The 14880-nt window shown below is 70.4% G+C and carries 11 protein-coding genes and 1 tRNA gene; 7 read left to right on the top strand and 5 right to left on the bottom strand.

Annotation, left to right across the window (positions count from 1 at the left end):
• Positions 1 to 44: 44 nt before the first annotated feature.
• Positions 45 to 1178 carry an IS701 family transposase gene (locus BA062_RS39115; protein WP_110337431.1) on the top strand — a complete coding sequence of 378 codons (1134 nt, stop codon included), beginning with the start codon at positions 45 to 47 and terminating at the stop codon, positions 1176 to 1178.
• Between the two features lie 175 nt (positions 1179 to 1353).
• Here BA062_RS39115 and BA062_RS39110 read toward each other — a convergent pair whose 3' ends face one another.
• Together BA062_RS39110 and BA062_RS39105 are read right to left on the bottom strand one after the other, a co-directional pair.
• Entirely contained in the window at positions 1354 to 2106 is a 753-nt protein-coding gene (locus BA062_RS39110) for a MerR family transcriptional regulator (protein ID WP_110344163.1), read from the bottom strand.
• Positions 2107 to 2151: 45 nt separating this feature from the next.
• Positions 2152 to 2967 (bottom strand): S1 family peptidase, encoded by an 816-nt coding sequence (locus BA062_RS39105; RefSeq protein WP_110344162.1) that lies wholly within the window; start codon positions 2965 to 2967, stop codon positions 2152 to 2154.
• Positions 2968 to 3253: 286 nt separating this feature from the next.
• On the opposite strand from BA062_RS39105, the gene topA reads away from it, so the two are divergent.
• The 4 genes from topA to BA062_RS39085 all read left to right on the top strand — a co-directional run bounded on the left by topA (position 3254) and on the right by BA062_RS39085 (position 10117).
• Positions 3254 to 6028 (top strand): type I DNA topoisomerase, encoded by a 2775-nt coding sequence (gene topA, locus BA062_RS39100; protein WP_110344161.1) that lies wholly within the window; start codon positions 3254 to 3256, stop codon positions 6026 to 6028.
• A 95-nt stretch (positions 6029 to 6123) separates the two neighbouring features.
• On the top strand, positions 6124 to 6675 hold the full coding sequence (locus BA062_RS39095) for a hypothetical protein (protein WP_110344160.1): 552 nt from the start codon (positions 6124 to 6126) through the stop codon (positions 6673 to 6675).
• 125 nt (positions 6676 to 6800) lie between these two features.
• Positions 6801 to 8927, top strand: coding sequence for a dTMP kinase (locus BA062_RS39090; protein ID WP_110344159.1), 2127 nt, complete (start codon positions 6801 to 6803; stop codon positions 8925 to 8927).
• Complete coding sequence (locus BA062_RS39085; protein ID WP_110344158.1) at positions 8924 to 10117, top strand: DNA polymerase III subunit delta'; 1194 nt, start codon at positions 8924 to 8926, stop codon at positions 10115 to 10117. Before BA062_RS39090 ends, BA062_RS39085 begins: the two co-directional genes overlap by 4 nt.
• Before the next feature lie 81 nt (positions 10118 to 10198).
• Here BA062_RS39085 and BA062_RS39080 read toward each other — a convergent pair whose 3' ends face one another.
• Positions 10199 to 11872: a hypothetical protein gene (locus BA062_RS39080; protein WP_110344157.1), complete on the bottom strand. Its 1674-nt coding sequence runs from the start codon at positions 11870 to 11872 to the stop codon at positions 10199 to 10201.
• 131 nt (positions 11873 to 12003) lie between these two features.
• Between BA062_RS39080 and BA062_RS39075 the strand changes: the two genes are divergently transcribed.
• Positions 12004 to 12080 (top strand) — tRNA-Thr (locus BA062_RS39075).
• A gap of 44 nt (positions 12081 to 12124) precedes the next feature.
• Here the strand turns inward: BA062_RS39075 and sigJ are convergent.
• Positions 12125 to 12994: an RNA polymerase sigma factor SigJ gene (gene sigJ, locus BA062_RS39070; RefSeq protein WP_110344156.1), complete on the bottom strand. Its 870-nt coding sequence runs from the start codon at positions 12992 to 12994 to the stop codon at positions 12125 to 12127.
• 86 nt (positions 12995 to 13080) lie between these two features.
• Here sigJ and BA062_RS39065 point away from each other — a divergent pair, with 86 nt between their 5' ends.
• On the top strand, positions 13081 to 13527 hold the full coding sequence (locus BA062_RS39065) for a carboxymuconolactone decarboxylase family protein (protein WP_425453029.1): 447 nt from the start codon (positions 13081 to 13083) through the stop codon (positions 13525 to 13527).
• Between the two features lie 175 nt (positions 13528 to 13702).
• Here BA062_RS39065 and BA062_RS39060 read toward each other — a convergent pair whose 3' ends face one another.
• Positions 13703 to 14836: an IS701 family transposase gene (locus tag BA062_RS39060; protein WP_110337431.1), complete on the bottom strand. Its 1134-nt coding sequence runs from the start codon at positions 14834 to 14836 to the stop codon at positions 13703 to 13705.
• Positions 14837 to 14880: the final 44 nt, after the last annotated feature.

Raw genomic sequence — 14880 nt, 5'->3', positions numbered from 1 at the left:
TAGTACTGCAACGGCAGTTGGCGGTGTTGTGGTAGATCATCCCGGTGGTGGTCGATGTGGTGATGGATCAGCTGGACCGGGTGCACGAGCGGATCGCGGGCCGGTTCGGACGGTCTGAACCGCGGAATCGGGCTAGGGAGTACGTATCGGGCCTGGTCGCAGGGTTGGAGCGGAAGAACGGCTGGACGCTGGCCGAGCAGGCCGGGGAGGTGTCCCCGGATGGGATGCAGCGGCTGCTGCGCTGGGCGGACTGGGACATCGACGGGGTCCGGGACGACGTTCGCGACTATGTCATCGAGCACCTCGGCGAGCCCGGTGGCGTGCTGATCGTGGACGACACCGGGTTCCTGAAGAAGGGCACGCGCTCGGCCGGGGTGCAGCGGCAGTACTCGGGAACAGCCGGTCGGATCGAGAACTGCCAGATCGGCACGTTTCTTGCCTATGCCTCGTCTCGTGGGCATGCGCTGATCGACCGGGAGCTGTATCTGCCCGAGCCGTGGATCGCCGACCAGGACCGGTGCCGGCGGGCAGCGATCCCGGAGGGCACCGAGTTCGAGACCAAGCCGCGTCAAGCCATGGCGATGCTGGCGCGGGCGTTCGCCGCGAAGGTGCCGTTCGCGTGGATCACTGCTGATGAGGCGTATGGGCAGGTCAAGTACCTGCGGTTGTGGCTGGAAGCCCACGATGCCGCGCACGTGCTGGCCACCAAGGTCAACGACACCCTGGTCACCACCGGCGGTGGCGAGGCCCGAGCCGATGAGCTGATCGCGGAGTTGCCCGCTCGGGCGTGGCGGCGGTTGTCGGTCGGGGCCGGGGCACACGGGCCACGAGAGTATGACTGGGCGCGGGTGCCGATCCGGATCGGCTGGCAGGCCGGGCGCGGGCACTGGCTGCTCGCCCGCCGCTCGCTCTCGGACCCGACCGAGATCGCCTACTACGTCTGCTACGGACCCCGCCGCTCCACCCTGCTGGATCTGGCCTGGATCGCCGGAGCTCGCTGGCGGATCGAGGAGTGCTTCCAGCAAGCCAAGAACGAAGCTGGACTCGATCAATATCAGGTCCGGTCCTGGCGAGCGTGGTATGCCCACATCACCCTGTCGATGCTCGCCCACGCCTGGCTCGCCGTCTCCCGATCCCTCGCCACAAAAGGGGAGCTGACGTCGCTGAGCCGGGCATGATCGGGTTCACGCTACCGGAGATCCGGCGCCTGCTCACCAAGTTGGTCTTGCGTGTCACCGACACCGCTCACCACGTCTGGGCCTGGTCCCGCTGGCGCCGCCGACGACAACACCAAGCCCGGCTCAGCCACTACAAACGCCGCGGCCACCCACTCACCTAACTGCCGTTGCAGTACTAGCTCAGGCGAGCCTGCGCGTAGGCCGCCATCGTGTCGCGCAGGTAGGCCGCGAGGCCCGGCGCGACCTCGTCGATGCTCGCGGTGAACGGCGGGTCGTCGACGTAGAGCCTGCCGAGGCCCGGGTAGGACTCCCGGTCCGGCGTCCAGAAATGGCACACCCACCGGTAGTGGGCGTCGGTCGCCTCGATCGCACGCGGGTCGTCCGGCGCGACGCCCTCGCGCATCAGCTCGGCGAGCCGCGCCGAGGCGTCGGCCCCCGCCTGCTGGACCGCCTGCCATTTCTCCTCGGACCAGCCCTTCACGCGCTCGTGCGACGCGAGCGAGCCGGGCCAGCGCTCCTCGGCCTCCTCGGCGAGCCGTTGCGCCTGCTCGGAGTGCCGCTCGAAGCCCGTATACAGCTCTTCGGCGTTCACAGTGTTCCCTCCCTCCAGTTTCTCGATGGTGCTGCGCACGGTCCTGGCGAGCCGGTCGAACCGGTCCCGTTCCGCCGTCAGCCACTCGTGATGCACCTTGAGTGCGGCGAGCCGGTCGGTCTGCCGGTCGAGGATGTCCCCGATCGCGTCCAGCCCCAGGCCCAGCTCCCGCAGCACGAGGATCTGCTGCAGGCGCAGCAGCTGGTCCTCCTCGTAGTAGCGGTAGCCGTTGCCGCCGACGTAGGCGGGCGGCAGCAGGCCGATCTCGTCGTAGTGCCGCAGGGTGCGTGAGGTCACCTTCGCGATCCGCGCGACCTGGACGATCGAGTAGGCCATGCGGACAACGTAGAGGTTGACGCTGCGTCAACCTCAAGTCCGGGATCACGCCGGTTTCGGCAGCGTGCAGGCCGGGCGTTCCAGCTCCATCTCGTTCGCCGGGGTCAGGCAGCCGTAGAGCCGGTACGTCTGCTGGCCGTACTTGGTGCCCTTGCGCACCGTGACCTGCCCGTTCCCGGCGACCTCGCACGGGTTGTTCATCGTGCACCGCTCACCGTTCTCGTTGGCCGTGTTGTTCACGCCCACGACCTCGCCGCTCGTCGTGTCGACGATCGGCGAGCCGGACGTGCCGCCGATCGTCTGGCACTCGGGCGTGTACCGGATCGAGTCGCGCCACACGTAGCCGCCTTCATGGAGCTCGGGGACGAACCCGTCCACCGAGCACGTGTACGTCTTCTTCCAGTACCCGGAGGCCACGGTGATGCCCGTACCCGCGTCGGGGCGCTCGGTGGAGAGCTCCAGCGGGGCGATGCCGTGGTCGCGCTGGATGTCGGCGTAGGTGCTGCCGAGCTGGTACACCGACGCGTCGGTGCCGGTCATCGTCGCGTAGAGCAGCTTCGTCGCCCGCAGGGTCGCCACCTCGTGCCCGTCGGCGGCGAGCAGCGTCATCGTGCGCTGCGACGGCCGGTCGACGATGACCTCGCCGGGCTGCGGGAAGCCCTCCTCGAGGCAGTGTCCGTTGGACAGCACCAGCGCCGGGGCGGTGGCCGGGGTGCCGGCGAGCCGCACGACCGAGCCCGAGCAGTTCGACAGGGCCACCGTGCCCGAAAGGCCGACGGTCTCCGCGCTCGCCGTGGGCGCGGTGACCAGTGCGAACGTGAACATTGCGGCCAGCAGCGCACCGAGCGGGCGGCGGAACATCCGGGAGGTCCTTTCCGTTGACGGGCTCGTCGAACGGAGCGTAGTGGTTCGGCTACACAAGGACCTGGACGGCGTGAGGTCCACGTCACGTGTTAGGTGTGGAAGAGAAACGTCACGCCTGCACACGGCGATGCGCTTGACACACGCTTTACGGCGTGTTGCGCCACCTGAGAAGACGCCATCGCCCGCGAGAGTGCACACTGGCGGGTCGAACAGGTGAGTTACCGAGCGGAGAGCGAACAGCGTGGCTGGATCGACTGAGAGCACTGCGGCGCGCAGCGCCACCGTGGGGGGTGGTGGTCGGGCGAAGGGCAGGCCGACAAAGAAGGGTGCCGCGGCCAACGGCAGCGGCCGGCGGCGGCTGGTGATCGTCGAGTCGCCCACCAAGGCGCGCAAGATCGCCCCCTACCTGGGCCGTGACTACGTCGTCGAGTCCTCCCGCGGGCACATCCGCGACCTGCCGCGGGGCGCCGCCGACGTGCCGGCCAAGTACAAGGGCCAGCCGTGGGCGAGGCTCGGTGTGGACGTCGACAACGACTTCGAGCCGCTCTACGTCGTCTCTCCGGACAAGAAGGCCACGGTCACCGAGCTGAAGAGCCTGCTCAAGGACGTCGACGAGCTCTACCTCGCCACCGACCCCGACCGCGAGGGCGAGGCCATCGCCTGGCACCTGCTCGAGGCGCTCAAGCCCAAGGTCCCGGTGCGCCGCATGGTGTTCCACGAGGTGACCGAGCAGGCCATCCGCTCGGCCGCCGAGAACACCCGTGAACTCGACCCCGACCTGGTCGACGCACAGGAGACCCGCCGCATCCTCGACCGGCTCTACGGCTACGAGGTCTCGCCGGTGCTGTGGAAGAAGGTCATGCCGAGGCTCTCGGCGGGCCGCGTCCAGTCGGTCGCCACGCGGGTGATCGTCGAGCGCGAGCGTGAGCGGATGCGCTTCACGTCGGCGTCGTACTGGGACATCTCGGCGACGATGGACGCGGGCGCGGACGCCAGCCCCAGGACGTTCCCGGCCCGGCTGACCGCCGTGGACGGCTCCCGGCTCGCCACCGGCCGCGACTTCGGCTCCGACGGGCGGCTCAAGGCGTCCGCGCGCGACGTCCGCATCCTCGACGAGGCCGAGGCGGGCAGGCTGGCCCAGGCGCTGCACCAGCGCGACTTCGCCGTCACCAGCGTCGAGGAGAAGCCGTACACGCGGCGACCGTACGCGCCGTTCATGACCTCGACGTTGCAGCAGGAAGCAGGCCGCAAGCTCCGCTTCTCGTCCGAACGCACGATGCGCATCGCGCAGCGGCTCTACGAGAACGGCTACATCACCTATATGCGTACCGACTCGACGACCCTGTCGGAGACGGCGCTGACGGCGGCCCGCAACCAGGCGACCGACCTCTACGGCTCCGAGTACGTGTCGCCGAGCCCCCGGCAGTACACGCGCAAGGTGAAGAACGCGCAGGAGGCGCACGAGGCGATCCGGCCCGCCGGCGAGGTGTTCCGCACGCCCGGCCAGGTGGCGGGCGAACTGGAGACCGACGAGTTCCGGCTCTACGAGCTGATCTGGCAGCGCACCATCGCCTCGCAGATGGCCGACGCCAAGGGCACCACGATGTCGGTTCGCATCACCGGCACGGCCGGCAGCGGAGAGGAGTGCGTGTTCTCCGCGTCGGGCCGCACGATCACCTTCGCGGGCTTCCTCAAGGCCTACGTCGAGTCGGTGGACACCGAGGCGGGCGGCGAGGCCGACGACAAGCAGAGCAGGCTCCCGCAGCTGCGCGAGGGGCAGGAGCTGACCGCCACGGAACTGTCGCCGGACGGGCACTCGACGTCGCCGCCCGCGCGCTACAGCGAGCCCGCGCTGGTGAGCAAGCTCGAGGAGCTCGGCATCGGCAGGCCCTCGACGTACGCCTCGATCATCAAGACCATCCAGGACCGCGGCTACGTGTGGAAGAAGGGCTCCGCGCTGGTGCCCTCGTGGGTCGCGTTCTCGGTGGTCGGCCTGCTGGAGCAGCACTTCGAGCGGCTGGTCGACTACGACTTCACGGCCGCGATGGAGGACGAGCTCGACCGCATCGCGTCGGGCGACGAGCAGCGCACGCGCTGGCTGTCGAAGTTCTACTTCGGCGGCGACATGGGCGTCGACGGCTCGATCGGGCGGCTCGGCGGGCTGAAGAAGCTCGTCGGCTCCGGGGTCGAGGACATCGACGCGCGCGAGATCAACTCGATCAAGCTGTTCGACGACAGCGAGGGACACGCGGTCGTGGTGCGGGTCGGCCGCTACGGCCCGTACCTGGAGCGCGAGGTCGGCGGCGAGTCGCAGCGCGCGAATCTGCCGGAGGACCTCCCGCCGGACGAGCTGACCCTGGAGATCGCCGAGCGGCTGTTCGCGACGCCGCAGGAGGGCCGCGTGCTGGGCACTGACCCGGTCAGCGGGCACGAGATCGTGGCCAAGGAAGGCCGGTTCGGGCCGTACGTGACCGAGATCCTGCCCGAGCCGGAGGAGCCCGCCGAGGGCAAGAAGACCAGCAAGGCGAAGAAGCCGAAGCCGCGCACGGCGTCGCTGTTCAAGTCGATGACGATCGAGGAGATGACCCTCGACGACGCGCTCAAGCTGCTGTCGCTGCCCAGGGTGGTCGGCAAGGACCCGGAGAGCGGTGACGAGATCACCGCGCAGAACGGGCGCTACGGGCCGTACCTGAAGAAGGGCACCGACTCGCGCTCGCTCTCGACGGAGGAGCAGATCTTCGACATCACGCTCGACGAGGCGCTCAAGATCTACGCCGAGCCGAAGCGCAGGGGCCGCCAGGCGGTGGCGAAGCCGCCGCTGAAGGAGCTCGGCGAGGACCCGGCCTCGGGCAAGCCGATGGTGGTCAAGGACGGCCGCTTCGGCCCGTACGTCACGGACGGTGAGTACAACGCGTCGCTGCGGAAGTCGGACACGGTCGAGGACCTGACCGTGGAAAGGGCCGCCGAGCTGCTGGCCGAGAAGCGGGCGAAGGGGCCGGCGCCGAAGAAGAAGAGCACCACCCGCAAGAAGGCGTCCACAGCGAAGTCCAAGTCGTGACGGTGCGTGAGCGGTAGTGCGCCCCGTTGGCGGATGCGCGCCGTGACCGGGTCGATACCCTTGAGGAGCACGACGAGACCCGGCTAGGAGGACGCGTGGCCAACGGGGACGGTACTCAGGCGCCCGAGCCGCCGCAGTCGTTCAGCGACCCGCTGTCGGGCCTGGTCACCAGCGGCAGGCCGGACTTCACGGTCACCACCGAGCGCGACGAGCCCACCGCGATGCCGCTCGCCTCGCCGGTGGAACCGGACCCGGACATGGTCAAGGGCATGGTCGACGCCGCGCTGGGCGTCGAGGCCCCGAAGCCGGAGGCGGAGGAGGCGACCGTCGAGGGCGGCGAGCCACCGCCGCCTGGCGCTCCCGCCGGCGCCGCGCTGACGGACGGCGCGGGGCCGCCCGGCGTGTATTCCGGGCCCGATCGCTCGCGCTGGCCCGCGCGCACCCAGTTGCTGCCCGAGATCCTGCGCAGGCGGCAGCGCAACCGTGTGCGGGAGAGCAAACCGTGGTCGGAGCGGCAGCTGCTCCGCAGGCCGTCGAGCGGTTCCGCGGGGCTCGCCGTCGCACTCGTGCTGCTCGCGGTGTTCGGGATCGTCGCGATTCAGTTCATCACGAGTCTGGTCGAGAGCATTACCGGTCTCTTCAACTGATCGAGCGGGTTATTGATCAGCGGTTAGTGCTGAATTGACTACCCCGGGTGCTTTTCCCGGTACTCCGGCGCACGCTGCGTGATGCGGGCTACCCTGACCTCACAACGGTGCCGGTGTTTATTGGGGTGGGGCACATCAGCGAGGCAGCGCAGGGGAAAACAGACGCCGACGCGAAGGAGTCGGTGCGGCGAGAGGCGTCCACGGTCCACCGCGTGCGCCGCGTTCTCGCGATCCGGCCGTTCCGGAGACTGTGGGGCGTCACGTACCTGTGCAGCGTGGCCGACTGGCTCGCGCTGCTCGCACTGGCAGGCCTGGTCACCAAGTTCACCGACAACTACATGGCGCAGAACTTCGCCTTCGCGGGCGTGGTGCTGACCAACCTGCTGCCGGGGCTGCTGTTCGCACCCGTCGGCGGGCTGCTCGCCGACCGCTTCGACCGGCGCAAGGTCATGATCGTCGCCGACCTGATCCGATTCGGGCTGCTGCTCTCGATCGCGATCGTGGGCTCGCCGGTCTGGTTGTTCATCGCGAACTTCCTGGTGGGTTCCGCCGCGATGATGTGGATCCCGTCGAAGGACGCTGCGGTACCGAACCTGCTGCGCAGGCCCGACCAGGTGGAGACGGCCAACCAGCTCGGCATGGTGATGACCTACGGCCTCGCCGTGGTCACCGGCGCCGGGCTGTACTCGATCCTCACCGGTATCCCGACGACGTTCAACCTGTCGCCCAACGTGTTCGGCGTGTTCGGCATCGCCAACGCCGTCGTGATCATCAACAGCCTGCTTTACCTGGCCAGCGCGCTGATCGTCGCCACGCGGATCCCCGAGCTCTCGCTGCGCAACGTGCACCCGGTGCCCGCGGCCGGCGCCGTTTCCGAGCCCAAGCCCGAGTCGAAGCCCGAGGAGGAGAAGCCGTCGGGCGGGCTGCTCGGGATGTTCCGCGACGCGTTCCGGTTCATCCGCACGACGCCGCTGGTGCGCGGGTTGCTGATCGGGATGATGGGCGCGTTCGCCGCGGGCGGTGCCGTGATCGGCGCCGCCAAGCCGTACTCCTCGAGCCTCGGCGGTGGTGACTCCGCGTTCGGTCTGCTGTTCGTCGCCGTGTTCGTCGGCGCGGCGGTGGGCCTCGCCGGCGTGCCGAAGCTCGCGCAGCGCCTGCCCCACGACCGGATGTTCGGCATCGGGATCGTGCTCGCCGGTCTCGCGCTCATCGTCGTGGCGCTCTCGCCGCATCTCGCCGTCTCGCTCGTGGCCGTCGCCGTGGTCGGAGCCTGTGCCGGGGCGGCGTTCCTCACCGGCGTGACGATCATCGGCTCGCAGGTCGACGACTCCATCCGCGGCCGGATCAACGCGATCTACCAGTCGTTGATGAAGATCATCATCTTCGGCTCCACGGCGCTCGTGCCGCTGCTGATCGGGCTCGTGCGGCCGCGCGAGGTGACGGTGTGGGGCAACGTCCTCACGATCGACGGCACGCGGCCCGTGCTGCTCGGCGGCGGCCTGCTGGCCGCGCTGGTCGGCATCATCGCCTACCGGCAGATGGACTCGCGCCGCACCGAACCGATCCTCGCCGACCTGCGCAACGTGATCCGGCGCAGGCCGCGGCGCGTCAACGGGCTGCTGATCGCGCTGGAGGGCACCACCGCCACCGACACGGCGGCGCAGGCCGCGCGGCTCGCCGAGTGGCTGAGCCAGGGGCCGCGCCGGGTCGTGCTCGCCGCCGATCCCGCACTCGACGACTCGCGGCTCGCGTCGCTCGTCTCCGGGGCGTCGCTCTCCGGAGCGCGGGCGCAGGCGCTCGCCGCGGCGGCGGTGCGGGCCGACATCGTGGAGCGCGATGTGCAGCCCGCTCTGGACGCCGGCGCCGTGGTGGTGATGGAACGGTTCGTGGACTCGCCGCTCGCCCACCTCTCCGCGGTCGCCGGGCTGGACGCCAAGGAGCTGGAGGGCCTCGCCGACTGGGCCACCGGACGGCTGCGGCCCGACCTCACGGTGCTGCTCGACGCCGAGCCGGGGGCCGACGCGGAGTCGGCGAACTCGGCACAGCACCATTGGCGCGTGCAACAACTGCTCACCGAGATGGCCTCCGCCGACCCCGAGCGCTACGTCGTCGTCGAGGCGGACGGCACCGAGGACGACGTCGCCGCCCGCGTGCGCACCGCCGTGCAGACCACCCTCGTCGGGCGGGTCGCCGGGCTGGCGCCGCCGCCGATCGCCACGGCGGTGGAGGCGTCGGTGAAGGCGACGTCGTGACGCAGGCGGTGTGGTCGCAGCTGGTGGGTCAGGAACCGGCTGTCGAGACGCTCTCCGCCGCGGCGACCTCGGCCGCGGCGCTCGTGGCAGGCGAGACGACCGAGGCGGGCGCCATGACGCACGCGTGGCTGTTCACCGGCCCGCCCGGGTCGGGCAGGTCCGTGGCCGCGCGCACGTTCGCCGCCGCGCTGCAGTGCAGCCTCGGGCTCGGCTGCGGCGGCTGCACGGGCTGCCGCACCGCGTTGGCGGGCACGCACGCCGACGTGCGGCTCGTCGTACCGGAGGGGTTGTCGATCTCGGTCGCCGAGATGCGGGCGCTCGTGCAGGCCGCCGCGCGCAGGCCCACCACCGGCCGCTGGCAGGTCGTGATCATTGAGGACGCCGACCGGCTCACAGAGGGCGCGGCCAACGCGCTGCTCAAGGCCGTGGAGGAGCCGCCGGAGCGCACCGTGTTCCTGCTGTGCGCGCCGTCGGATCACCCCGAGGACGTGTCGGTGACCATCCGCTCGCGGTGCCGCCTCGTCACGTTGCGCACGCCGCCGCCGGAGGCGATCGCGCAGGTACTCGTGGAACGCGACGGCGTCGACGAGGCGATGGCGCGGTGGGCGGCGTCGGTGTGCGGCGGGCACGTCGGCAGGGCGCGCAGGCTCGCGACCGACGAGAGCGCGCGCAAGCGGCGCGACGCCGTGCTGCGGATCCCGCTCGGCCTGCGCAGGCCCGCGGACGTCTTCGCGTGTGCGGACGAGCTGATCAAGACGGCCGAGGCCGACGCCACCGAGGAGAGCAAGGCACGCGACGAGGCCGAGCAGGACGCCCTGCGCACCGCGATGGGTTCTGGGGGCACCGGCAAGGGCGTCGCCGCGGCGAAACGGGCGGCCGACGCGGCCGTGCGGCAGCTGGAGAAGCGGCAGAAGTCGCGGGCGACGCGAACCCAGCGGGACACGCTCGACCTGGCGCTGGTGGACCTGGCGGGCTTCTACCGGGACGTGCTCGTGACGGCGAGCGGAGCCGGCGCGGCGCTCAACCACCCTGACCACGCCGAGCAGAGCCGTTCCGCCGCGGAGCAGTGGACCCCGGCGTCGGCGCTGCGCAGGCTGGAGGCCGTGCTGGCCTGCCGCGAGGCGATCGAATGGAACGTCAAGCCCCGCATCGCCGTGGAAGCCATGGTGACCACCCTCCGCGAAGGCTGACCACTCACACCCAACCGCAGTGAAGGCCACCTTCACTGCGTTGAACGCAGTGAAGGTGGCCTTCACTGCGGCTAGGGGCTCCTACTCGTCGCGGGGGCGCGGTGACGGCTGGCGCGGGTCGGCGGCTGTGACGGGGGCGGGCCTGCGGCGGTGCGGAAGGCCGGCCACCAGCACCACGCCGAGCAGCAGCATCGCCGTGCCCGTCCAGAACAGCGGCACCGACGAGTACGCCGCGCTCGTGTACGCCAGCTTCTCGGGGCCACCCGGCTGCTGCTCGCCACCACCCGGCGGCGGGCTCTGCTGCGGCGGCGTCGTGAAGCCACACTCGACGCCGCCCTCCGGCGCGTAGGCCCTGGCGACCTGCTCGCCGAGCGAGAGCTGCGCGAGCGACGACGGCAGGTTCTCCGCCGCCTCGGCGGGCAGCGCGTCCTTGAGCGCCTTCGTCGGCAGGATCTGCAGGTCCAGCAGCCTTGCCGAGGCGCCGAGCTGGAAGCCCTTGAACGGGTCCTCCAGGTGGGTGCCCTTCTGGTCGAGGCCCGCGATGCTCAGCCGCAGCACGCCGAGGTCGGCGACGAACCCGTTCGCGGCGCCGGTGAGCGGCTTGAGCAGACCGTTCGCCAGCTCGGCGACACCGCCGATGACCGGCAGGTCCTTGGCGTTCTCGAAGCCGGGCACGTCCTCGAGCCCCGGCAGCGGGATGCCGATCGGGATGTCCTTGGTCGGGTTGGCCGCGTCCAGCTCGAACAGCTTCTGGCCGTTGCGCTCCACCGACAGCACCGGAGCCGTGTACTCGACCGTCGAGGTCGCCTCGTCACCGGTCGAGGTGACCTTCAGCGTCGGCTGGCTGGCGACCTTGATCGTCAGGCCGAGCGGGGTGCCCTTGAGGATGTTGATGTCGGCGGCCTGCAGCGTCGACGTCGACTGGACGGCCTTGCGGTCGGTGCCGGGGATGTCGACGAGCTGCACGGCCGAGCGCGTCGAGAGCGTGTTGGGCATGCTCAGCACCGAACCGGTGCCGTCGGCGTTCGGCTTGGTGCCGCCCGAGCCCGAGAGCAGCCCGCCGAGGCTCGCGAGCGGCCCCGGCAGTGAGCTGAGGCCCTCCTTGAGCCGCGTGTCGGCCACCTGGCTCAGGTCCGGCATCGTCGGGATCACGTTGAGCAGCGAGATGCTCGCGACGGACGTGCTGGCGTCCGAGATCGTGCCCACGCACGGCCCCTCCGTCGGGCTCCACCGAGCGTGTGCGCTGCCGTTCAGCGCGCCGACGTTCAGCAGCGGGTTCTCCGGGGCGTTGAAGCCGGAGGTCACGGGCTCCGGGTTGTCGGGCAGCGCCGTCTGCACCAGTGAGCCGGGCGTCTGGGGCGCGTTCCCCGCGACGGAGAGCCCGAAGGGCGACGCCTGCGCGATCGCGCGCTCGTAGGTGAGGTACGACTCGGAGTTGGCCTGCGCGCTGGAGATGCCGAACCCGCCCTCGAGCACCGATTGCCTCGGCAGCTCCTCGTCGAGGCCGGGCAGGATGGCGTCGGTCGGCACCGCCTCCGGCAGCAGCCGCAGCATGCCGAGCGCGGTCCCGGCCTCACCGACCGCCTTGCCCTTCGGCATCGGGTTGGGCGGGGAGGTGATCGGCGCCTGGCCCGGATCGGCCGGTTCGGGGATCGGCGTCGTCGGGATCGTCTGCCCCGCGGCGGGCGCGGCTGACAGGACGAGCACCGCAGCTGTGACGGGAAGTGCCAGCGTGCGGGGCAGGCGTCGGCGCATGTACCAGTCCTCCAGACCACCAGTGGGCCCGCTCACGGAGGTGGGCGGGCTCCTGGCGTCCTAACGACCCAGGGGTGGGAAAGTGACGCGAGAGGGCATCGTTATACTGGGTTGCACCGGACGCGGTCCGGGCCGCCTTAGCTCAGTCGGCCAGAGCGGCTCACTCGTAATGAGCAGGTCAGGGGTTCGATTCCCCTAGGCGGCTCCACAAGATCAGGGCTCTTCGCGAACAGCGAGGAGCCCTGATCTTTGTCATTCCCCTCCCGGCAGGTCGAGCTGGGCGATGCGGTCAGGGTCGGCCAGGATGTTGATCTCCACGATCCGGCCCGCGCGCACCGTGGGGCTGAACACCGCGACCGGCTTGCCCGCGGCCACCGAGACGAGCCCGAGCGCTCCGTTGACGACCGCCGGGCGGGCGAGCGGGCCGCTGCGCGAGAACAGCAGCGCCTGCTTGGCCACGTTCTCCGCACCGCGCACCAGCTTGGACGGCGCCGCCGCGCCGGAGTCGACCCTCAGCACCACGTCCGGGTCGAGCACGGCGACCAGCGCGTCGAAGTCGCCCGCCCGCGACGCCGCCAGGAACGCGTCGATCACCTCGCGCTGGGCGGGCGGGTCGGCGTCGGGCAGCGCCGCGCCCCGCACCCGGCGCCGCGCGCGGCTCGCCAGCTGGGTCGCCGTCGCCGGAGAGCGCCCGACGATCGGGGCGATGTCGCCGAAGGGCACGCCGAACATGTCGTGCAGCACGAACGCCAGCCGTTCCGCCGGGCTCAGCGTCTCCAGCACGACGAGCAGCGCCAGGCCCACCGAGTCCGCGAGCACCGCCTGCTCGGCCGGGTCCGGTTCGGCCGCCGCGACGATCGGGTCCGGCACGTGCGTGTCGAGCGACTCCTCGCGCCGGGATCTGCGCGAGCGCAACATGTCCAGGCACACCCGGCTGACCACAGTGGTCAGCCAGCCGGCCAGGTTCGCCACGTCGCTCGTGTCCGAACGGGCCAGCCGCAGCCACGCCTCCTGCACCGCGTCGTCGGCCTCGGTCAGCGAGCCCAGCATCCGGTAGGCCACCGCGCGCAGGTGCTCGCGATGGGCCTCGAACCGCTCGGCGAGGACATCGTGCTCGGACATGTCAGGTTCCTCCGTCGTCATCCGTCATGGCGTTGACGGACGAGAAACCACGGATATGACAAGTGAGGACGAACATGCAGGCACGGATGACCCACCCCGCCTTTCTCATTCCCACCGCGATCAAGGGCCTCCAGGCCTACGGCCGTTCCGCGGAGGACCAGGGCGTGCCATCGACCACCCTGGAGATGGTTCACCTGCGGGCGAGCCAGATCAACGGCTGCAGCGTCTGCGTGGAGCTGCACGCGAACGCGCTCAAGAAGGCGGGCGAGTCCGACGAGCGGATCTTCGCGGTCGCCGCGTGGCGGGACGCGCCCTACTTCACCGACGCGGAGCGGGCCGCGCTGGAGCTCGCCGAGGCGACCACCCGGGTCGCCGACCGGGGGGAGCCGGTGTCGGACGAGCTGTGGGCAGAGGTCAGCACGCACTACGACGAGCGGGGCGTCGCCGCGCTGCTCATCGCGATCTCCTCGGTGAACGTGTGGAACCGGCTCAATGCCGCCACCCGCCAGCCGGCGGGCGCGTGGAAGCCCTAGTACTGCAACGGCAGTTAGGTGAGTGGGTGGCCGCGGCGTTTGTAGTGGCTGAGCCGGGCTTGGTGTTGTCGTCGGCGGCGCCAGCGGGACCAGGCCCAGACGTGGTGAGCGGTGTCGGTGACACGCAAGACCAACTTGGTGAGCAGGCGCCGGATCTCCGGTAGCGTGAACCCGATCATGCCCGGCTCAGCGACGTCAGCTCCCCTTTTGTGGCGAGGGATCGGGAGACGGCGAGCCAGGCGTGGGCGAGCATCGACAGGGTGATGTGGGCATACCACGCTCGCCAGGACCGGACCTGATATTGATCGAGTCCAGCTTCGTTCTTGGCTTGCTGGAAGCACTCCTCGATCCGCCAGCGAGCTCCGGCGATCCAGGCCAGATCCAGCAGGGTGGAGCGGCGGGGTCCGTAGCAGACGTAGTAGGCGATCTCGGTCGGGTCCGAGAGCGAGCGGCGGGCGAGCAGCCAGTGCCCGCGCCCGGCCTGCCAGCCGATCCGGATCGGCACCCGCGCCCAGTCATACTCTCGTGGCCCGTGTGCCCCGGCCCCGACCGACAACCGCCGCCACGCCCGAGCGGGCAACTCCGCGATCAGCTCATCGGCTCGGGCCTCGCCACCGCCGGTGGTGACCAGGGTGTCGTTGACCTTGGTGGCCAGCACGTGCGCGGCATCGTGGGCTTCCAGCCACAACCGCAGGTACTTGACCTGCCCATACGCCTCATCAGCAGTGATCCACGCGAACGGCACCTTCGCGGCGAACGCCCGCGCCAGCATCGCCATGGCTTGACGCGGCTTGGTCTCGAACTCGGTGCCCTCCGGGATCGCTGCCCGCCGGCACCGGTCCTGGTCGGCGATCCACGGCTCGGGCAGATACAGCTCCCGGTCGATCAGCGCATGCCCACGAGACGAGGCATAGGCAAGAAACGTGCCGATCTGGCAGTTCTCGATCCGACCGGCTGTTCCCGAGTACTGCCGCTGCACCCCGGCCGAGCGCGTGCCCTTCTTCAGGAACCCGGTGTCGTCCACGATCAGCACGCCACCGGGCTCGCCGAGGTGCTCGATGACATAGTCGCGAACGTCGTCCCGGACCCCGTCGATGTCCCAGTCCGCCCAGCGCAGCAGCCGCTGCATCCCATCCGGGGACACCTCCCCGGCCTGCTCGGCCAGCGTCCAGCCGTTCTTCCGCTCCAACCCTGCGACCAGGCCCGATACGTACTCCCTAGCCCGATTCCGCGGTTCAGACCGTCCGAACCGGCCCGCGATCCGCTCGTGCACCCGGTCCAGCTGATCCATCACCACATCGACCACCACCGGGATGATCTACCACAACACCGCCAACTGCCGTTGCAGTACTA

This window comes from Prauserella flavalba, from assembly GCF_003202235.1.
Lineage (GTDB): Bacteria > Actinomycetota > Actinomycetes > Mycobacteriales > Pseudonocardiaceae > Prauserella_A > Prauserella_A flavalba.
This window is presented reverse-complemented; position numbering and strand designations above follow the sequence as displayed.

Excerpts from the sequence above, each read along its gene's own strand:
- BA062_RS39110 (WP_110344163.1), bottom strand. The coding sequence starts at position 2,106 with ATGGCCTACTCGATCGTCCAGGTCGCGCGGATCGCGAAGGTGACCTCA.
- BA062_RS39080 (WP_110344157.1), bottom strand. The coding sequence starts at position 11,872 with ATGCGCCGACGCCTGCCCCGCACGCTGGCACTTCCCGTCACAGCTGCG.
- BA062_RS39065 (WP_425453029.1), top strand. The coding sequence starts at position 13,081 with ATGACCCACCCCGCCTTTCTCATTCCCACCGCGATCAAGGGCCTCCAG.
- BA062_RS39105 (WP_110344162.1), bottom strand. The coding sequence starts at position 2,967 with ATGTTCCGCCGCCCGCTCGGTGCGCTGCTGGCCGCAATGTTCACGTTC.
- sigJ (WP_110344156.1), bottom strand. The coding sequence starts at position 12,994 with ATGTCCGAGCACGATGTCCTCGCCGAGCGGTTCGAGGCCCATCGCGAG.